The sequence below is a fragment of the Rhodococcus sp. 105337 genome (genome assembly GCF_012844225.1).
Taxonomy (GTDB): domain Bacteria; phylum Actinomycetota; class Actinomycetes; order Mycobacteriales; family Mycobacteriaceae; genus Rhodococcus.
The window spans coordinates 22,080-44,503 of the sequence record NZ_JABAGQ010000014.1 but is presented as its reverse complement, the minus strand read 5'-3'; the positions used below and the strand labels follow the sequence as shown (position 1 = coordinate 44,503).

General features: G+C 72.1%; 1 protein-coding gene. It reads right to left on the bottom strand.

All coding sequences use genetic code 11. From position 1 onward, the window contains the following. Positions 1–10: 10 nt before the first annotated feature. The gene (locus HF886_RS18655) at positions 11–22,069 is read right to left on the bottom strand and encodes a non-ribosomal peptide synthase/polyketide synthase (RefSeq protein WP_169653139.1); all 22,059 of its coding nucleotides are present in this window, start codon (positions 22,067–22,069) and stop codon (positions 11–13) included. Positions 22,070–22,424: the final 355 nt, after the last annotated feature.

Below are 22,424 nucleotides of genomic sequence, written 5' to 3'. Positions count from 1 at the left end.
CGGGCGCGGTTCACCGCCGCGATCCGGTACCGATGCGCGGGTACCGCCGCCCGCGCCGCAGGTGCGAATCGCTCTCCTCGAGCCGGGCGCGGAGCACCGCGGCGATGGTGTCCACCGCCGGCGCCGCCACCATCTCGTGGTGTTCGACGTCGAGACGGTACTGGTGCAGCATCCCGTCGACGAGGTCGTGCCACGCGGTGACCGCCGGCACCGAGGTCGACGACCGCAGGGCGGTGAAGAACAGCGCGTCGCCGAGAAAGGTGTCCGGCGAATGACGCCGCACCGCGCGGGTGGCCGCGGCCGACCCGAGGTGCAACCGTTCGAGATGGCGCGGTGTCAGTCCGGTGGGACCGCCGAGCGTGTCCTCGAGCAGGTCCAGCGCATCGTCGTAGCTGGGGTCCGGCCCGCCGTTGGTGGCGACCCCGAGATCGCGGAGCATGTCCTTGACCTCGACCGGCGCCGAACCGCCGGGAACACCGAGATGGCTGTCGATCAGCGCGAGGGTGTCGACGGGGGCTCCGCCGCGTTGCAGTTCGACGGCGACGGCGTGTGCGACGACCCCGCCGAGGGACCAGCCCAGCAGGTGGTAGGGACCGTCCGGCTGCGCGCGGCGGATCTCGTCGGCGTAGCGGCGGGCCAGCGCCGGGATCGATTCGACGATCTCTCCCGTGCTCAGCGCCGGTAGTTGCAGGCCGTAGACGCCGCGCCCGCCGAGCCGTTCGGTCAGCCCGGTGTACGCCCAGGCCAGGCCTGCGGCCGGGTGGACGCAGAACAGCGCCGGTCCGGTGCCGGTGCGGAGCGGGACCAGGATCCGCAGCGCGTCGTCGATGGTGTCCTGCTCCCCCGGTGCGCGCAGATGGGCGGCGAGGTCGGCGACGGTGGGATGGGCGAAGAGCACCTGTAGCGGGATCCGCCGGTCCAGGCGGCGGGACAGGTCCGGTACCAGCCGGGTCGCGAGCAGTGAACTGCCGCCGAGGGCGAAGAAGCTGTCGTCGACCGACACCGTGTCGAGTCCGAGGTGGTCGGCGAAGACGTCCGCGACGGTGCGTTCCAGTTCGTCGGCCGGGGCGCGGTGTGCTCCGGAGATGCCGGCGAACTCGGGGACCGGGAGCGCACCCCGATCGAGTTTGCCGGCGGGCGTGAGGGGGATCTCGTCGAGCGCGATCACGGTGGTGGGCACCATGTGCGCCGGGAGGCGGGCGGCGGCGAAGTCCCGGAGCGCGGACGGGTCGGGTGCGGGGACGGTGGTGGCCCGCACGTAGCTGACCAGCACGGTTTCGCCGGACGGTGCGGTGTAGCCGAGGGTGTGGGCGAAGTCGAGGTCGTCGTGGGCGGTCAGGACGGTGTCGATCTCCCCCGGTTCGATGCGGAACCCGCGCACCTTGATCTGGAAGTCGGAACGGCCCACGTAATCGAGCCGGTGGTCGCCGGTCCAGCGCACGACGTCGCCGGTGCGGTACATGCGGGCGCCGGGACGGTCGCTGTACGGATCGGCGACGAACCGGGTGGCGGTCAGGCCGGGCCGGTGGTGGTAGCCGCGGGCCAGTCCTGCGCCGGCGACGTAGAGTTCCCCGGCCACCCCCACCGGCACGGGCCCGAGCCGGGCGTCGAGGACGGCGGCGGTGGCGCCGCGGGTGGGACGGCCGATGGTGACGTGGTCGCCGGCATTCAGCGGCTCCCCGAGCGACGTCATGATCGTCGCCTCGGTGGGGCCGTACGCGTCGATCATGCGATGTCCGTCGGCCCAGCGCGTCACCAGTTCCGGTGGGCACGCCTCCCCCGCGACGAGCAGCACCTGCAGGTCCGGGACCTGGGCGGGGTCGAGGGACGCCAGCGTGGTAGGTGTGACGAACGCGTGCGAGACGCGGTGGTGCCGCAGCACAGCGGCGAGGTCTTCCCCGCCGTACACCTCGGAGGGCACGAGCACCAGGGTGGCGCCCGCGCACAGCGCCATCATCTGTTCGAAGATCGACGCGTCGAAGCTCGGTGAGGCCAGGTGCGAGACGCGGCTGTCCGGCGCGACCCGCAGATGGTGCCGTTCGTCCGCGGCGAGGTTGCCGAGACCGCGGTGGGTGACGGTTACGCCCTTGGGCCGGCCTGTCGACCCGGAGGTGTAGATGAGGTAGGCGGGATGGTCGGGGCGCAGCGGTGCGGCGCGGTCCGCGTCGGTGACCGGGCCGGTACTGCGGTGCGCCAGGTCGTCGCGGATCTCGTCGTCGTCGAGGACGAGCCACTGCACCGTGCGGGGCAGGTGTTCGAGGTGGGCGGCGACGGTGACACCGAGTGTCGCGGCGCTGTCGTCGAGCATGTAGGCGATGCGGTCCGCCGGGTACGTCGGGTCGACCGGGACGAACGCGGCGCCGGTGCGGGTGGTGGCCCACACCGCGGTGATCTCCTCTGCCGAACGCGGCAACGCGAGCGCGACCACCGTGTCCGGGGCAGCTCCCCGGTCGAGCAGCAAACGGGCCAGCGCAGCGGAGCGCGCCTCGACATCCCGGTAGCTCAACACGGTGTCGCCGTCGACGAGCGCGGTCCCGGTGGGGTTCGCCGCGACGGCGTCGTCGAGCAGGTCCGGCCACAACCGTGTCGGTTCGCCCGCCGGACCGGTGGCGGGCACCAGCGCCGCCCGTTCGGAGTCGGTGAGCAGGTCCAGATCGCCGACGGGGACGCCGGGATCGGTGGTGACGGCGTCGAGGAGCCGGAGGAAGCGGTCCGCGAATCGGGCGACGGTGTCCTGATCGAACAGGTCGGTGGCGTAGACGAACGCGGCGTCCATGCCGCCGGCCGGGTCGGCGGATTCGCCGAGGAGCAGTTCGAGGTCGAAGTTGCACGACTGCGGGTCGAGCTGGACTCCCTCGACGGTCAGGTGCGGCAGTTCGAGCGCGGGCCGTTCGGTGTTGTGGAATTCGAGCGAAACCTGGAAGAGCGGGGAATGCGCGGTCGAGCGGGCCGGTTCGACCGCCTCGACGACCCGTTCGAACGGCAGGTCGGTGTGGGCGAACGCGTCGAGGTCGTCGTGGGTGACGCTGTCGAGCAGGGTGGTGAACGGTGCGGCGCCGGGGATCCGGGTGCGCAGCACGACGGTGTTGACGAACATGCCGATCAGGTCGTCGAGTGCGCGGTGCCCGCGCCCGGCGATCGGGGACCCGATGGCGATGTCGTCGCTGCCGGACAGGCGGGCCAGCAGCACGGCGAGAGCGGTGTGCACGGTCATGAACAAGGTGGTGCCGTGCGCGGAGGCCAGCCGGGTGAGCCGGCTGTGCAGCGCGGGATCGATCGGGAACCGCACGATGTCGCCGCGGAACGACTGCTGGGCCGGCCGCGGCCGGTCGGTGGGCAGGGTCAGCACGTCGGGCAGGCCGTCGAGGGTGGTGCGCCAGTACTCGGCCTGCGCGGCGGCGAGGGACTGCGGGTCGGTGGGGTCGCCGAGCCGGTCGAGTTGCCACAGCGTGTAGTCGGGGTATTGGACGGGCAGCGGTGTCCAGGTGGGGGCTTCGTTGCGGCTGCGGGCCTGGTAGGCGCCGAGCAGGTCGCGGGCGAGCGGGACGGTGGAAGCACCGTCGGCGGCGATGTGGTGCACCACGAGCACGGCGAGGTGCTCGTCGCGGTCGAGGGCGAACACCCGGGCCCGGAACGGGATGTCGACGGTGACGTCGAATCCGGTGGCGAGGAAGTCGGCGACGGCGCTGTACACGCCGTCGGCGTCGGCCGGCACCACGTCGACGGTCAGCGGGACGTCGTCGGCGTCGAGGATGCGTTGCCGCGGCCCGGCGGCGGAGGCCGGGTAGACGGTGCGCAGACTCTCGTGCCGTGCGATGACGTCGTGCAGCGCTGCCCCGAGCGCGGCCGGGGACAGGTGGCCGCTGAGCCGGATGGCGAGGGGGATGTTGTAGGAGGCGCTGCCGGGGTCGAACTGGTTGAGGAACCACAGGCGTTGCTGCGCCGGGGACAGCGGGATGTGGTCGGGGCGGGGCCGCGGAACCGGGCCGGCGGTGTCGCGGCCGGGGGCGGTGTCGGTATCGAGTCGGGTGGCGAGCATCCGCACGGTGGGGGCTTCGAACAGGGTGCGGACGGCGATGTCGCGGCCGAGCCGGTCGCCGAGGCGGGCCACGGCGCGGGTCGCGATCAGGGAGTTGCCGCCGATGTCGAAGAAGTTGTCGGTCACGGAGATGCGCTCGAGGCCGAGAACGTCGGCGAAGTCGTCGGCGACGGCGGTTTCCAGGTCGCCGTCGGGTGGCTCGTAGGCGCCGGTGGCGGTCAGGTCCGGGACGGGCAGGGCACGGCGGTCGAGTTTGCCGACCGGGGTGAGTGGGATCGTGTCGAGGACGGTGACGGCGGTCGGCACCATGTGCTCCGGAAGGAGCTGTGCCAGATGGTCTTTGATGTCGTCGGGGTCGATGGTGCTGCCGGCTGCGGGGTGGACGTGCCCGACGAGCACGGTGTCGCCGCTCGGTGCGGTGTGTGCGACGGTCACCGCGAACGACACCGCAGGATGGGCGGTCAGGGCGGCGTCGATCTCGCCGAGTTCGACGCGGAACCCGCGGATCTTGACCTGGAAGTCGGCGCGGCCGAGGTATTCGAGACCGGGACCGTCGTCCGGATCGCCGGTCCACCGCACAATGTCTCCGGTGCGGTACATGCGCTCCCCCGGCGTGCCGTACGGGTCGGCGACGAACCGGGAGGCGGTCAGCGCCGGCCGGGCATGGTAGCCGCGGGCGAGCCCGAATCCGGCCAGGTACAACTCCCCCGCGACGCCGTGCGGGACCGGGCGCAGCGCGGGATCGAGCACCACGGCGTGCACTCCGCGCAGCGGACCGCCGAGGGTGAGCGGGTCGTGGGGACCGAGCGGGTCGCTGATCGCGGCCATGACCGTTGTCTCGGTGGGGCCGTACCCGTTGACGAGGCGGCGGTGTGGCGCCCAGGTGTCGCGCAGTTCGGGGGGCCACGCTTCGCCGCCGACGGCGAGGTCGACGAACGCGGTCAGGTCGGCCGGGTCGAGGGACGCGAGCGCGGCCGGGGTGAGGAACCCGTGGGTCACGCCGGTCTCGCGGAGCAGGCGACCGAGTTCGGCGCCGCCGTACACGTGCGGAGGAATCACGACGAGGGTGGCACCGGACCCGAACGCGAGCAGGTATTCGAAGATCGACGCGTCGAAACTCGGGGACGAGAAGTGCAGGACGCGGGCGCCGGGTCCGGCGCGGAACCGGTCCTGCTGCTCGCGCGCGAAGTTGTCGAGACTGCGGTGGGTGGTGAGCACCCCTTTGGGGCGGCCGGTCGAACCGGAGGTGTAGATCACGTAGGCGGCGTGGTCGAGGCGCAGCGGCACGATGCGGTCCCGGTCGGTGATCGGTGCCGGATCGGTGGCGGCGAGCGGCCCGGTCAGGGCGGGGTCGTCGAGGACGAGCCAGCGGACCGTGCCGGGCAGGTCGGCGACGTGCGCGGTGGTGGTCAGGCCGACGGTGGCACCGCAGTCGTCGAGCATGAACGCGATCCGCTCGGCCGGGTAGCGGGGATCGGCCGGGACGAACGCCGCACCGGTCTTGGTGATCGCCCACAGTGCGACGAGGGATTCGACGGAGCGGGCGATGCCGAGCGCGACGAAGGTTTCCGGCCCGATGCCCTCGTCGAGCAGGACCCGGGCCAGCCGGGTGGAGCGCTCGTCGAGGTCGCGGTAGGTGACGGTGCGGTCGGTGCCGCCGGGGGCGGGGTCGAGCACCGCGACGGTGTCGGGATGCGCGGCGGCCGTGGCGGTGAGCAGGTCGGGCAGGGTGGCGACGCTACCGCCGACCGGTCCGTGGACCGGGGTGAGGGTGCGCCGTTCGGTGGTGGTGAGTACGTCGATGCCGGCGGCGGGTGCGGTCGGGTCGCCGGCGAGCGCGTCGAGGGTGCGGGCGATGCGGTCGGCGATGGTGGTGACCTCGGTGCGGTCGAACACCTCCGGGAGGTACTTCATCCGCAGGTGTACCGCGTCGTCGGTGTGCACCACGACGCTGAGCGGGTAGTGCGCGGCGTCGCGGCCGGTGATGTCGGCGACCCGGATGCCGCCGATGTCGGTGTCGCGGTCGAGGCCGGCGCGTTCGACCGGATACGACTCGAAGACGGTGAGGGTGTCGAAGCGGGCGGCGGCACCGACGTGCCGGTCGAGGGTGCTCAGGTCGATGTGGTGGTGGTCGAGCAGCGCGGTCTGTTCCGACCGGACCCGGTCGACGAGCCCGCCGACGGTGTCGCCGGGGCGGACCGCGACCCGGACCGGCACGGTGTTGATGAACAGGCCCACCATCGATTCGATGCCGGGGACCTGTGGTGGGCGGCCGGAGACGGTGGCGCCGAACACCACGTCGGTGCGGCCGGTGAGCGCTCCGAGGACGAGCCCCCACGCGGTCTGGACGAGGGTGTTGACGGTGACGCCGCGTGCCACGGCGATCTCGTCGAGGCGCGCGGACAGCGTCGGGTCGAGGTCGATGTCGAGGTCTTCGGAGATGCCGGCGCCGTGCGCGGACCGGTGCTGCGGGGCGAGCAGGGTCGGTTCGTCGAGACCGTCGAGGGCATGTCGGTAGGCGTCGATCGATGCGGCCGGGTCACGGTCGGCAAGCCACTGCAGGTACGTGCCGTAGCTGTGCGGACGGTCCAGGACGGCGGGGTCGCCGTCGGTGGCGTAGAGCACCAGCAGTTCGCGGATCAGGACGGGGGTGGACCAGCCGTCGAGCAGCAGGTGATGGTTGGTCAGGGCGACCAGGTGCCGGTCGGGGTGGGTGCGGATGACGGTGGCGCGCAGCAGCGGCGGGTGCGTGGTGTCGAAGCGGGTGTGCCGGTCGGTGTCGAGCAGTTCCGTCGCGGCGGCGTCGGGATCGGGGTCGTCGGTGGTGTCGACGACCGTGAACGGGACATCGACGTGGGTGGGGACGACCTGCAGGTGGCCGTCGGGGCCGGTGGTGAACGCGGCCCGCAGGTTGGGGTGCCGGTCGAGCAGCATCTCGAGGGCGCGCCGCCACCGGGCGGGATCGAGGGGGCCGCGCAGGTCGAGGACGAGTTGCACGATGTAGGCGTCGGGGTCGTCCCCGGCGAGCAGCGCGTGGAACAGCAGCCCGGTGTGCAGCGGCGCGGTGGGCCACACCGTGTCGAGAGGCCCGTAGCGCTGTTCGAGGTCTTCGATGGTGTCCTGCGGCAGCCGCACCAGCGGCAGGTCGGACGGGGTCAGTCCCCCGGTGTGCGGGTTGCGGGTGTGCCGGGTCAGCGCGGTGGCCGCGGCGGTGAACCGGTCGCTCAGTTCGGTGAGGTCGGCGGTGTCGAGCAGACCGGCGGGGGCGGACCAGTGCGCGCGCAGGACCGGTCCGTCGGGGGTGTCGACGGTGACGGCGTTGATGTCGACGACGGCGGCGGCCGGCATGTCGGGGTCCTGGGTGCCGCCGTGCGGGAACCCGGCGACGGGCAGCCACGGGATGTCGGTGCCGCCGCCGGTGCCGGCGGTGGGACGTCCGAGGTAGTTGAAGCTGATCTGGGGTGCAGGGTGGGCGGCGAGCTGGTGGCCGGTGTCGGCGTCGAGGTAGCGCAGCAGCCCGTAGCCGATGCCGTGGTCGGGGACGGCCGCGAGGTGTTCCTTGACGGTTTTGACGGCGCGGCCGGCGGCGGGACCGGCGGCCAGCGCGTCGTCGAGGTCGATGCCGGACAGGTCCAGACGCAGCGGGTGGATGGTGGTGAACCAGCCGACGGTGCCCGACAGGTCGGCGCCCGGGGCGGCGGCGGTATCGCGGCCGTGCCCTTCCAGGTTGAGCAGCACGCTGGTGGTGTCCTCACCGCGCTCGCGTCGCCATCCGGTCACGGCGAGGGCGACGGCGGTGAGCAGACCGTGGTCGACGCTGCCGTGAAAGGCGGCGGGCACGGTGGTGAGCATCGCGTCGGTGACGGCGGTGGGCAGATCCGCGACGACGCTGGTGACGGTGTCGTTGGTGTCGCGGGCCGGGTCGAACGGCCGGTGGCCGAGCGGCGGGTCGTCGCCGGTGAGCATGTCGCGCCAGTAGTCGGCTTCGGCGCGGCGCGACGGATCGTGGGCGGCGTCGACGAGGGCGTGCGCCCAGCGCCGCACCGAAGTCCCGGCCGGGGGTGGCAGCAGCGGCCCGGCGGGGTCGTCGTGGGCGGCGACACCCCAGGCGGCGGCGAGGTCGGGTACGAGGATGCGCCACGACACGCCGTCGACGGCGAGGTGGTGGACGACGATGAGCAGCCGTCCGGCGCCGCTGGTGGCGTCGAACCACACGATCTGCAGCACGTGCCCGGCGGTCGGGTCGAGACGGTCGGCGGCGGCGTCGAGTTCGGTGGCGGCGAGGGCGAAGAAGTCGTCGGTGTCGGCGGCGCTGGTCACCGGGACCCGGTGGACGACGGTGCCGGCGGTGACGGTGCCGGGGGGGTCGACGTGCAGGCCGTATCCGGCGGGTGAGGCCGGGTCGGGGACCAGGCGGGCCCGCAGCATGTCGTGCCGGTCGAGCACGGCGTCGACGACCGCGGTGAGGGTGGCGTCGTCGAGTCCGGTGGGCAGGCGCAACAGCACCGCCTGGGAGTACCGGTCGAAGTGGCCGCCGCGGTCGAGCATCCAGTGCACGATCGGGGGTAGCGGCAGCGCGCCGACTCCCCCGCCGGGCAGTTCGGGGAGCACCGCGGGGGCGTCGGTGGTGCCGGCGACCGCGGCGAGACCGGCGGGGCTCTTGTGCTCGAACACGGCGCGCGGCGTGAGGTCGAGGCCGAGAGCTTTGGCGCGGGAGACCAGTTGGATGGACATGATCGAGTCGCCGCCGAGGGCGAAGAACGAATCGTCCACCCCGACGGTGTCGAGTCCGAGGACCTGCGCGAACAGATCGACGAGGGTCCGTTCGACGCCGTCGGTGGGTGCGCGGCCGGAACTGGTGCGGTCCGCGAAGTCGGGCGCGGGCAGCGCCCGCCGGTCGAGTTTTCCGGTGGCGGTGACCGGCAGCGAGTCGAGGACGACGAGGGTGGCGGGCAGCATGTAGGCGGCCAGATCCGCCGCGGCGCGGTCGAGGGTGGCGGTCACGTCGAGGTCGGTGCCGGTTTCGGGGACGACGTAGCCGACGATCCGGTCGGTGCCGGACCGGTCGTCGGTGTGCACGACCGCGATGGCGCGGGCGACGCCGGGGCAGCGCAGCAGCACCGTTTCGATTTCGCCGAGTTCGATGCGGAACCCGCGCAGTTGCACCTGGAAGTCGCTGCGCCCCAAGTACTCGAGGTCACCGTCGCGGGTACGGCGGGCGCGGTCGCCCGTGCGGTACAGCCGCGCCCCGGGCGGACCGTACGGGTCGGCGACGAACCGGGACGCTGTCAGGTCGGGACGCCCGAGGTAGCCGTGGCTCAACTGCTCCCCCGACACGTACAGTTCTCCCGCCACGCCGGGCGGTACCGGATGCAGCCGGGCGTCGAGCAGATGCAACCGCAGTGCGGCCAGCGGATCACCGATGAGACTGGCGGTGGCGGTGGCGGCGCGGTGCCGGTCCAGAGCCAGTGCGGTGACGTGCACGGTGGTTTCGGTGATGCCGTACATGTTCACCAGCGTCGGGGCGGTGTCGCCGTATCGGCGGTACCACCGTTCGAGTTGCGCCAGGTCGAGGGCCTCACCACCGAAGATCACCCGGCGCAGTGGCAGGGGCGCACCGCCGGCGGCGCGGTCGGCTTCGATGAGCTGATAGAACGCCGTGGGAGTCTGGTTGAGGACGGTGACCTGCTCGCGGCGCAGCAATTCCAGGAAGTCCTGGGGGGCGCGGGCGGTGTGGTAGTCGACCACGACGAGCCGGCCGCCGTGGGCCAGGGCGCCCCACAGTTCCCAGACCGAGAAGTCGAAGGCGTAGGAGTGGAACATCGTCCACACGTCGCGGTGATCGAACCCGAACATCTCCCGCGTGTCGTCGAGCAGCGTGACGACGGTGCGGTGCGGCACGACAACGCCTTTGGGCCGGCCGGTCGAGCCGGAGGTGTAGATGACGTACGCGGTGGATTCGGGGTGCAGCGGGCCGTGCCGGTCGGCGTCGGTCAGGGCGGTACCGGGCAGCACGGCGAGTTCCGCGTGCACCTCCGGGCTGTCGAGGTGGATCGCCGGTGCGGGCGTGTCCGGCAGCGACCCGGCGTGATCGTCCGTGGTGACGGTGCACACCGGTTGCGCGTCGCGGTAGATGTGGGCGAGCCGCTCGGCCGGGAAGCTGACGTCGACGGGCAGGTAGCCGGCCCCGGTCTCCAGCACCGCGAGGAGCGCGACGACGAGGTCGGAGGTGCGGGGCAGCGCGACGGCGACGAGGGTGCCCGGCCCGGCGCCGTGGCCGAGCAGCAGCCGCGCCAGCCGGTGCACCCGCGCGTCGAGGTCCCGGTAGGTGAGGTCGCCGTCCGCGGCGGTGACGGCGACGGCGTCGGGATCACGGTCGGCGCCGCGGCGGAACAGGTCGAGCAGGGTGTCGGTGCCGGGGACGCGTAGTGCGTCGGCGCGGCGGGGATGTTCGCCGGGGGCGAGCAGGTCCACGTCGCCGACGGGTCGTTGCGGGTCGGTGGTGACCGCGTCGAGCAGCCGCACGAACCGGTCCGCGAAGTCGGCGACGGTGCCGGCGTCGAACAGGTCGGTGGCGTAGGTGAATCCGCCGGACATTCCCGACGCGTCCGGCTCTTCCTGCAGGGACAGTTGCAGGTCGAATTTCGCGACGGGCAGGTCGGTGTCGAGTGCGTCGACGGTCAGTTCGGGCAGGTCGAGGTGGGCGCGCTCGTTGTTCTGGAATTCGAGGACCACCTGGAACAGGGGGGAATGGTCGGTGGCTCGGGTGGGGGCGAGCGCGTCGACGAGTTTTTCGAAGGGCAGTTCGGTGTGCCCGAACGCGGACAGGTCGATTTCCCGGGTGCGGTCGAGGTGGTCGGAGAACGACAGTCCCCCGGAGACGGGGGTGCGCAGCACCACGGTGTCGACGAACATGCCGACGAGGTCGTCGAGGGCGCGGTGTCCGCGGCCGGCGACGGGGGTGCCGACGGCGATGTCGTCGGTGCCCGACAACCGGGCCAGCAGCACTGCGAGCGCGGCGTGCACGGTCATGAACACGGTGGCGCTGTGCGCGGCGGCGAGCGCGGAGATCCGGCGGTGCAGGTCGGCGTCGAGGGTGAACCGCACGATGTCGCCGTGGAAGGTGCGGTGCGCCGGTCGGGGCCGGTCGGTGGGCAGGGGCAGCAGTTCGGGGAGGTCGGCGAGGGTCTCGCGCCAGTACCGGAGTTGGGTGGTGGCCAGGGACTCGGGGTCGGTGGGGTCGCCGAGCAGTGCCTGCTGCCAGAGCGCATAGTCGGCGTATTGCACGGTCAGCGGCGCGGCGGACGGCGCGGAGCCGCGGGTCCGGTCCAGGTAGGCGCCCATCAGGTCACGGGCCAGCGGCGCCATCGACGCCCCGTCCGCGGCGATGTGGTGCACCACCACGGCGAGGACGTGCACGTCGGAGTGGTCGGTGCCGGGGTGTTCGGTGCCGGAGTCGGTGTCCGGCTCGTCGGGGAGCACGCGCAGCAGTCGCACCCGCACCGGCACGGCCGAGGCGACATCGAAGCCGGCGGAGACGAACTCGAGCAGCGCGCCGGGCAGATCGGCGGCGGTGATCGGCACCGGGGTGGGGTCGGCGAGAACCCGGCCGGTGCCGGTGACCACCTGATGTGGGCCGTGCTCGTCTTCCGGATACCAGGTGCGCAGGATCTCGTGCCGGTCCAGGACGTCGCCCACGGCGGCGATCAGGGCGGGCAGATCCAGGCGGCCGGTCAACCGGATCGCGAGCGGAATGTTGTACGCGGCGGAGTCGGTGTCGAACTGGTTGACGAACCACATCCGTTGCTGCGCCGGGGACAGCGGAAGGCGCTCCGGACGCGGCCCGGCGGTGAGCGGCACCCGCCCGTGGCCCCCGTGGTCGTCGAGGACACGCACCGCCAGCGCCCGCACCGTGGGTGCCTCGAACAGCGCGCGCACCCCGGCGTCGGTACCGAGCGCGGTGTTGATGCGGGCCACGACACGCGTCGCGATCAACGAGTTGCCGCCGAGATCGAAGAAGTTGTCGTCGACGGAGACGCGCGGGTGGCCGAGGACCTCGGCGACGATCCCGGCGAGGACCCGTTCGACGTCGGAGGTGGGCGCCCGGTAGTCGCCGCCGGTGGCGGCGAGGTCGGGGACGGGCAGGGCGCGCCGATCGAGCTTCCCGACCGGGGTCAGCGGAATCTCGTCGAGCACCACGACGGTGGCGGGCACCATGTGCGCCGGGAGGGACGCGGCGAGATGGGTGCGCAGGGTGTGCGGGTCCGGGTCGGCGGCCGGTTCGGGCAGCACATAGGACACCAGTAAGGTGTCGCCGCTCGGTGCGGTGTGCCCGAGGGTGTGGGCGAACACCACCTCGGGGTGGGCGGTCAGTGCCGCGTCGATCTCGCCGAGTTCGATGCGGAACCCGCGCACCTTGACCTGGAAGTCGGAGCGGCCGAGATATTCGACGGTGCCGTCGGAGCGCCACCGCACGATGTCGCCGGTGCGGTACATCCGCTCCCCCGGCGCGCCGTACGGGTCGGCGACGAACCGGGCGGCGGTCAGGTCGGGGCGGTGATGGTAGCCGCGCGCCACACCGGCACCCGCGATGTACAGTTCGCCGGCCACCCCGGTCGGGACGGGCCGCAGCCGGTCGTCGAGCACCACCTGGTGGAAGCCGATGGCGGGGCCGCCGACGGTGACGGTGTACCCGGGTTGCAGGGGCGCGCTGACGCTGGTTTCGATGGTCGCTTCGGACGGACCGTACCCGTTGAACATCTGCCGGCCCGGCGCCCACCGGGTCACGAGGTCCGGGGGGCACGCCTCCCCCGCGACGACGAGCACCTGCAAGGTGTCCAGGCCCGCCGGGTCGAGCGAGGCGAGGGCGGTGGGTGTGACGAAGGCGTGGGTGACCCGTTCCTCGCGCAGCAACCGGGCCAGTTCGTCGCCGCCGTACACGTCCGGCGGCACGATCACCAAGGTGGCGCCGGCGCAGAACGCCTTGGTGAACTCGAAGATCGAGGCGTCGAAGCTCGGGGACGCCAGGTGCGAGACACGGGCGGTGTGGGTGAGCGTGAAGTGGCTGCGCACCTCGGCGTGCAGGTTGGCCATGCCCCTGTGGGTGACCACCACGCCCTTGGGCCGGCCGGTCGATCCGGAGGTGTAGATCAGATAGGCCGGGTGGTCGAGATGCAGCGGCGCGGTGCGGTCGAGGTCGGTCACGGGCGCATCGGAGGTCTCCTCGATGCGGCGGCGCACGCCCGGATCGTCGAGGATCAGCCACGGCACCGTGTCGGGCAGCGCGGCGGCATGGTCGGTGGTGGTGATGCCGATGGCAGCGGAACAGTCCGCGAGCATGTAGGCGATGCGGTCGGGTGGGTACGCGGGGTCGACGGGGACGAACGCCGCACCGGTCTTGGTCACCGCCCACACCACGGCCGCCGACTCGACCGAACGCGACAACCCGAGGGCCACCACCGATTCCGGTCCGATGCCGGAGTCGATGAGCAGCCGCGCGACGCGCGTGGACCACTCGTCGAGTTCGCCGTAGGTCACCTCGCGGCCCCGGAACGACAGGGCGACCGCGTCCGGCACGATGGCCGCGATCGACGACAGCAGTTCCGGCCACGACTGGGGGGAGACCGGCGGCAGGCCGCGGGCGGGGGCCAGCGCGGCGAGTTCACGTCCGGTGACGATGTCGATGTCGCCGACCGGCACGGTGGGAGTGGTGCCGATGGTCTCGACGATCCGCACGAACCGGTCGGCGAACGACGCCACGGTGGTCTCGTCGAACAGGTCGGTGGCGTAGGTGAACGCGGCGCGGATCCCGGCGGGTCCGTTCTCGTCGGCGGTTTCGGCGATCGACAACTGCAGGTCGAAGTGCGACAGTCCCGGTTGCAGGTCCAGCACCGAGGCGGTCAGCCCCGGCAACCGGACGTCGGGCCGCTCGGTGTCCTGGAACTCGAGCAGCACCTGGAACAGCGGTGAATACGCCGTGGACCGGGGCGGGTCGAGGACTTCGACGAGGCGCTCGAACGGGACGTCCGCGTGCCCGAAGGCGGCGAGGTCGGCGTCCCGGAGATGGCCGAGCAGGTCGGCGAACGTGTCGGTTTCGTCGACGTGGCTGCGCAGCACGACGGTGTTGACGAACATCCCGACGAGGTCGTCGAGGTTGCGGTGGCCACGTCCGGCGACGGGGGTGCCGACGACGACGTCGGTGGTGGCGGCGAGCCGCGCGAGCAGCACCGTGAGCGCGGCGTGCACGACCATGAACACCGAGGCGTCGTGGCGGCGGGCCACCGCCACCAGCTGCCGGTGGGTGGCCGCGTCGACGGTGAACGGCACCTGGGCGCCGCGCAGGCTCTGCTGCACGGGGCGTGGCCGGTCCAGGGGCAGTTCGAGCAGTTCCGGGGTGTCGTCGAGGGTGGTGCGCCAGAACTGGAGTTGCCGGGCGGCGACCGAGGTGGGGTCGTTCTCGTCGCCGAGGATGCGGTGCTGCCACAGGGTGTAGTCGGCGTAGTGCACGGGCAGCGGGGCCCACTGCGGTGGCTGCCCGGCGCGGCGGGCGGTGTACGCGGTCATGATGTCGCGGGCCAGGGGGCCCATCGAGAACCCGTCGGCGGTGACGTGGTGCACGACCAGCACCAGGATGTGTTCGGTTCCGGAGACGGCCAGTACCCGGATGCGGGTGGGGATTTCGGTGGCCACGTCGAATCCGGCGCCCACGATGCGGGCGATCTGCGCGTCGGGGTCCGCGGCGTCGGGGGTGCCGTCGAGGGGCACCACCGCGAATTCGGGTGGGGCCGCGGCGGCGGGCACCACCACCTGCACGGGACCGGCGTCGGTGAACGGGTAACGGGTGCGCAGGGATTCGTGCCGGGCGACGACGTCACTCACGGCGTGCCGCAGCGCGGTGAGGTCGAGGTCCCCGGACAACCGGAGGGCGACAGCGATGTTGTAGGCCGGTGAGCTGGTGTCGAACTGGTTGATGAACCAGATGCGCTGCTGCGCCGGGGACAGCGGGATCGGGTCGGGCCGGGGGCCGGCGACCGGCGCGGGCCGGGTGGCGGCGGCGCGGTCGGGGGCGCTCAGGTGCGCGGCGAGGTCGGCGACGGTGGGATGGTCGAACAGGTCCCGGATCCCGACGTCGGTATCGAGGGTCGCGGCGAGCCGGGCGGCCAGGCGCATCGCGAGCAGCGAGGTGCCGCCCAGGTCGAGGAAGTTGTCGTCCGCGCCGACGGTCGGGCTGCCGAGCAGGTCCGCGAACGCCGCGGCGACGAGTTCTTCGTGCGGGGTGCGCGGCGGCCGGTACAGGGCGGTGGCTCCGGTGCGTGCCGGTTCGGGCAGCGCGCGGCGGTCGAGTTTGCCGTTGGGGCCGACGGGGAGCCGGTCGAGCACCGTCAGCGCGGCGGGCACCATGTAGCCCGGCAGGCGGGCGGCGGCGAACGCGGTCAGGGCCGCGGTGTCGACGGCGCGGTCGGGTCGCGGCACGACATATCCGGCGAGTTGGTCGTCCTCGCGCCGGTAGACGACCACGACGGCCTGCGCGACATCGGGGTGGCTGCGCAGCACCTGTTCGACTTCGCCGAGTTCGATGCGCAGGCCGCGTACCTTGACCTGGAAGTCGGTGCGGCCCAGGTACATCAGGGCACCGTCGCGGCGCCAGGTGGCGAGGTCGCCGGTGCGGTACATGCGGCTGCCGGCGGGTCCGTACGGGTCGGGCACGAACCGTTCCGCGGTGGGTGCGGGACGGTCGAGGTAACCGCGGGCGAGCTGGATGCCGGCGAGATACAGTTCCCCGGCCGCTCCCGGGGGGACGGGATGCAGGCGCGCGTCGAGCACGTAGGTGCGGGTGTTCCACACCGGGGTGCCGATGGGTACCGCACCGGTGTCGGCGGGGCCGGTGGGCCACGCGGTGACGTCCACGGCGGCTTCGGTCGGCCCGTACAGGTTGTGCAGCGCGGCGCCGGGCAGCGCCGCGCGGGTCGCGGCGGCGGTGGACGCGGGCAGCGCTTCCCCGGAGGCGAACAGCAGCCGCAGCGACCGGCCGCGTCCGGCGGTGACGGCGTCGACGAACACTTCGAGCATCGACGGGACGAAATGCGCGACGGTGACCTGTTGTTCGTCGATCAGTTGCAGCAGGTAGGCGGGGTCGCGGTGGCCACCGGGTTCGGCGAGGACGAGATGCGCCCCGACCTGCAGCGGCCAGAAGAACTCCCACACCGACACGTCGAACGTGGCGGGGGTTTTCTGGACGACGGTGTCGGCGGCGGTCAACGGGTACGTGTGCTGCATCCAGCGCAGCCGGTTGACGATGGCGTCGTGCGCGACCGCGACACCTTTGGGCCGGCCGGTCGAACCGGAGGTGAACAGCACGTAGGCGAGGGTGTCGCCGGTCGGGCCGGGCCGGTGCTCGACCGTGGGTGCGGTCGCGGGTGCGCTCGTGGTGTCGAGGGTGTCCAAGTCCAGGACGGGGGTGCCGGGCGGCAGGGTGAGGCGGTCGCGTTCGCGGGTCAGTACCGTCACCGGGTGCGCGGTGTCGAGGACGTAGCGCAGCCGCTCGGGCGGGTGCTCGGGGTCGAGCGGCAGGTAGGCGGCACCGGTCTTGACGATGGCGTACATGCCGACGAGCAGGTCCAGCGAGCGGGGTACGGCGAGCGCGACCACCTGTTCGGGTCCGGCGCCGGCGTCGAGGAGCACATGGGCGAGGCGGTTGGCGGCCGCGTCGAAGTCGGCGTAGTCGAGGGTGTGGCCGTCCGCCGTGACGGCCGGGGCGTGCGGGGTCGCGGCGGCCTGTGCGGCGAACAGGTCGCCGAGTGTCGCGTCGCTGCGCGGCGCGGTGGTGGCGTTCCAGTCGTGCAGGATGCGAGTGCGCTCGGCGGGGGTGAGCAGATCGACGTCGCCGACGGGGGTGGCAGGTGCGGCGACGAGCGCGGCGAGCAACCGCACGAAGCTGTCGCCGAAGGCGACGGCGGTGTCATGGTCGAACAGATCGGTCGCGTACGACAGGGCTCCGGCGAGGGTGACGGGAGTGCCGTCGTCGCCGGGAACATCGCTCAGGAGCAGATGCAGATCGTATTTTGTGGTGGCCGTGTCGATTTCGGCGATGTCGATGGTCAGGTCCTGCAACGCGAGGTGCGCGGTCTCGTTGTTCTGGAAGGCCAGCATCACCTGCACCAGAGGTGAGTACGCCTCCGAGCGGGCGCCGGCGAGGGTGTCGGCGAGCCGGTCGAACGGCAGGTCGGCGTGCGCGAACGCGTCGAGGTCGTCGTCGCGGACGGCGGTGAGCAGGTCGCCGAATGCGCGATCGCCGCGGATGGTGCTGCGCAGGGCGACGGTGTTGACGAACATGCCCACCAGGTCGTCGAGCGCGGGGTCCCCGCGACCGGAGACCGGGGTGCCGATGGTGATGTCGTCGCTGCCCGAGAGGCGCGCCACCAGCACCGCGAGGGCGGCGTGCACGACCATGAACGGGGTGGCTCCGGCGGTGCGGGCGAGTGTGTCGACCGCGCGGTACAGCTGCGGGTCGAGGTCGAAGCGGACGGTGTCGCCGCGGAAGGATTGCCGCGGTGGGCGGGGCCGGTCGGTGGGCAGGGCCGTCAGGTCCGGGGCACCGGCGAGCCGGTCGCGCCAGTAGTCGAGTTGCGTCGCGGCCCGTGACTGCGGATCGGCGGGGTCGCCGAGCAGCCGGTCGAACCAGAGGGTGTAGTCGGCGTACTGGACGGGCAGCGGTGTCCACGCCGGTGCGGCGCCGTGGATGCGGGCGGCGTAGGCGGAGACCAGATCACGGGCCAGCGGCGCCATCGACGCGCCGTCCGCGGCGATGTGGTGCACGACCACCGCCAGTACGTGGTCGTCGTCGGCGGTGGTGAACAGGCGGACCCGCACCGGCAGGTCGGTGGTGACATCGAAACCGGCGGTGGTGAATTCGGCGACGGCGGCGTCGAGGTCGGCGGCGTCGATCGGGACGGCGGTCAGGTCCGGCCCGAGGTCGCCGGTGGGCACGACCCGCTGGATCGGCCCGTCGGGGGTGGCGGGAAAGACGGTGCGCAGCGTTTCGTGCCGGTCGAGCAGGTCGGTGACGGCGGCGGTGAGCGCCGCGGTGTCGAGCGGGCCTGCCAGGTGCAGTGCTACCGGGATGTTGTAGGCCGCGGAGCCGGGGTCGAGTTGGTTGACGAACCACAGCCGCTGCTGCGCGGCCGAGACCGGGACCCGGTCCGGGCGCGGCCCGGCGATCAGCGGGATGCGGTCGGTGGGGGTCTCGCCGATCTGTGCGGCCAGGGTGTGCGCGGTGGGCGCCTCGAACAGTGTCCGCACTCCCAGGTCGGCGCCGAGTGCGTCGTTGAGCCGTGAGATCACCCGGGTGGCGATCAGCGAGTTGCCGCCGAGGTCGAAGAAGCTGTCGTGGACGCCGATGCCGGATACGCCGAGTTGGTCGGCGAACACCTGTGTGATGGTCTCCTCGGTGGCCGTCGCCGGTGCCGTGCCGGCCGGGCCGGCGGTCCCGAACACCGGTTCCGGCAGGGCGCGGCGGTCGAGTTTGCCGACCGCGGTGAGTGGGATCTCGTCGAGTTCGACGAGCGCGGCCGGCACCATGTGGGCGGGCAGGCGGCGCGCCAGGTGCTCGAGGAGCGTGTCGTGGTCCACGGTGCGGCCGGGTTCGGGCAGCGCGTAGGACACCAGGACGGTATCGCCGGACGGACCGGTGCGGCCGAGGGTGGCGGCGAACGCGATGTCGGGATGGTCGGTGAGGGCGGTGTCGATTTCGCCGAGTTCGATGCGGAACCCGCGGATCTTGACCTGGAAATCGGAGCGCCCCAGGTATTCGGCGGTGGGGGCGCCGTCGGGGGTGGGCCGCCATCGCACCACGTCGCCGGTGCGGTACATGCGACTGCCTGCGGGTCCGTGCGGGTCGGCGACGAACCGGGTTGCGGTCAGTCCCGGGTTGCGGTGGTAGCCGCGGGTCACGCCGGGTCCGCCGACGTAGAGTTCGCCGGTCACCCCGGTGGGGACCGGGCGTAGCCGCGCGTCGAGGATCACCTCGTCGACGCCGCACACGGGCGTGCCGATGGTGATCGGTTCGCCGGGGACGAGCGGGTCGGTGATGTTGACGACGATGGTGGTTTCGGTGGGGCCGTAGGCGTTGAACATGCGCCGTCCGGGAGCCCACCGGGCCGCCAGTTCCGGAGGGCAGGCCTCGCCCGCGACGGTGATCGCCTGGCAGCCGATCCCGGCCGGGTCGACGGAGGCGAGTGCGGCCGGCGTGGAGAAGGCATGGGTGATCCGCTCGTCGCGCAGCAACCGGGCCAGTTCGTCGCCGCCGTACACGTGGGCGGGGATCACCACCAGGGTCGCGCCGATGGCGAACGCGGTCATGTATTCGAAGATCGAGGCGTCGAAGCTCGGTGACGAGAAGTGCGAGACGCGGGCCGTGGGCTCGGGGGCGAGCCGCGAGTGCAGTGTCACCGACAGATTTGCCAGGCCGTGGTGCGGGACCACGACTCCTTTGGGGCGGCCGGTGGAGCCGGAGGTGTAGATCAGGTAGGCGGGATGGCCGGTGCGCAGAGGCGCCCGGCGGTCGATGTCGGTCAGTGCGGTCGCGTCGGTGCCCGCGATGCGGGTGCGCACCGCCGGGTCGTCGAGGACGAGCCAGTCCACGTCGTCGGGCAGCGCGTCGCGGTGCGCCCGTGTCGTCAGTCCGAGGACGGAGCCGGAATCGCCGAGCATGTACTCGATCCGGTCGCGGGGGTAGGCAGGGTCGATCGGTACGAACGCGGCACCGGACTTCGCGACCGCCCAGATCGCGGCGACGGATTCGAGGGATCGGCCGATTCCCAGCGCGACGTATCGTTCGGGGCCGGCGCCGGCCGCGACGAGCATTCTCGCGACCCGGTTGGACCACTCGTCGAGTTCCCGGTAGGTCAGTGCGTCGTCTCCGCAGGTCAGGGCGACCGAGTCGGGCACGATCGCCGCGACGCCGGTCAGGATCTCGGGCAGCGTCTGCGGGGAGGTCGCCGGCCGGCCACGTGCGGGCAGGAAACCGTCGAGTTCGCCGCCGCTGACGACGGGAAGAGCGCCGAGCGGGGTCGCGGGGGCGGTGGCGGCGGTATCGAGGACGCGGGCCAGGCGGGTGACGAACCCTCGGGCGATGTCCTCGTCCACTGCCTCGGGCCGGTACCGGACGTGGACGTGCACCCCGTCGCCGCCGGCGGCGAGGCGCAACGTCAGCGCGGTGCTGTCGGGCTGCGGGAGTGTTGCAGACGAGTCGGTGAGGCCCACGGCCACGGGGACGGACGCGCCGGTGAGCACCGCGGGGTCGACGTCGGCGTGGGTGGTGGCGTCGCGGGCGAGCCCGCGCATCCGGTTCAGGTACTGCTCGAACGGCACGGCGGGGTCGACGTCGCTGCGCAAGGGCAACACGGCGGTGCCGGACGGGGCGCCCACGAGGGTGTCCCGGCTGCCGGTCAGTACCGAGGTGACCACCGACGTCGCGGCCACCAGCACGGACTCCGGGTCGGCGGCGTGGTCGCGGAGCATCTGTGCGGTGCCGGGGGCGACGGGCAGATCGGTGTCGAACTCGGCCACCCCCGTATCGGCGGCTGCGGAGTCCGGGCTCGCGGCCGGCCGCGGCAAGGCGAGGTGGTCGGGAGCGTCGGCGAGGACGCCCTGCCAATAGGTGGCGGCCTCGGCGGCGCGCGCACGCTGGACACCGATCGCGGCCGTCTCCGGATCGATCCCGGCGACGGGAGCGTCGCCGTCGGCCTGCAGGAACGCGGTGAGCAGTCCCACGAACCGGCGATGGTGCGCACGTAACTCCTGGTCGTCGTACCGGTGCGGGTTACCTCGGAAATCGATGAAAGTCGTGGCTGGAGTGCCACTTTGGTAGATATTGACGAGCAGGTCCTCGATCGGTCCGGACGTCATGATGTGGAATTCGCCGCGCAGGTCGCCGAGCACGATCTCCTGCCGGAAGAGCATCACGTTGATGGTGGGACCGGCGTAGGCGTGCGGGGCGGTGGTGCCGGATTCCCGGCGGATGTCCTCGATGCTGCACCGCTGGTGGCGCAGCGCCCCGGTCAGTTCCAGCTGCACGCGCCGCACCAGGGCGGTGCGGGTGTCGTCCGGGTCGATGTGCAGGTGCAGTGGTGCGGTGTTGACGAGCATGCCGCCCGAGCGGCGGGCCGAGGCGGTGGTGCGGGCGGAGACCGGCAGGTTCACCACCACATCGTCGGTGCCGGTCATCCGCGCCAGGTAGCACCCGAACGCGGCGACCACCGCGGCGGTGGACGACGATCCGGCGTCCTCGTCGACGGCGGTCAGGGCAGTCACCAGGTCGTCGGGCAACGGGATGCTCGACAACAACGAGACCGGAGCGAGCGGGCCGGTGCGGGTGGCCAGCGACGAGCCGTCCTCGAGGCCGGCGACGCGCTCCATCCAGTAGTCCCGGTCGGAGGCGTACCGGGAGGAAGCCCGGTAGTCGCGGTCCCAGTCGTAGAGGGTGCGCAGGTCGGCGGCGCGCGACGGATCGGGATCGCGTCCCTCGACGGCCGCGGTGTACAGCGCGGCGATGCGGTTGACCATGGTCATCGCGGCGTAGCCGTCGAGTGCGACGTGATGGATCCGGCCGTACCAGAGATAGCGGGCATCGCCGACCCGCAGCAGTGTCATGTTCATCAGCGGTTCGTGCGCGAGGTCGACCGGACGGGAGTAGTCCGCCGTCATCCACCGGTGCGCCGCGTCGAGCGGGTCCGGGTCGGCGCGGAAATCGACCACTTCGATCGGTTTCGCCGCCAAGGCCGGGTCGACGTACTGGTACGGCTCGCCGTCGACCTCCACGACCCGGAGGTAGGCGGACTGGAACTCGCCGCCCCCGACGTACCCGGCCTGCCGTACCCGGTCGATGTCGAGTTCGCCGGGCAGATCGACGTACTGGGCGATGCAGATCGGCACGTCGGGTGCGAGTTGCTGCGCAAACCAGATCGAACGTTGTGCGGACGAAAGCGGAAAAGCATCGGGTGGTAGCTGCAGACGACGCTGTCGCAACGACATGTCCCCTCCGAGAGCGATGTTGGCGTAAACGGCGCGCCCCCGACATCGCGTCGGGGCCGATGCTCGTCGAACCTCTCTCGCCGAGACCGGGCCCCGTGTCGTGCTCCCGGGTAAGACCGGGAGCACTCCCCCAAGTTAGACCAGAATGGCGCGGCATTGCCCGCATTCGGTCAGAGGTATCCGGAAATACACCGGATATCGAATTCGATCTTGGATATGCCCCGGAAATCTTTACCGAACATTTCCGAGACCCTGTCCCAACAATTACGCGAAATTTCGCGGAAGCGTGCCGGCGGGGCCCCTGATCTTCCGGTGTGGGGTGAATGTCCCGAATGCTCGGAGATATCGGCGAAAT

What these genes read in the sequence shown, in the direction of transcription:
- HF886_RS18655 (WP_169653139.1), bottom strand. Translation starts at nt 22,069, where the DNA reads ATGTCGTTGCGACAGCGTCGTCTGCAGCTACCACCCGATGCTTTTCCG.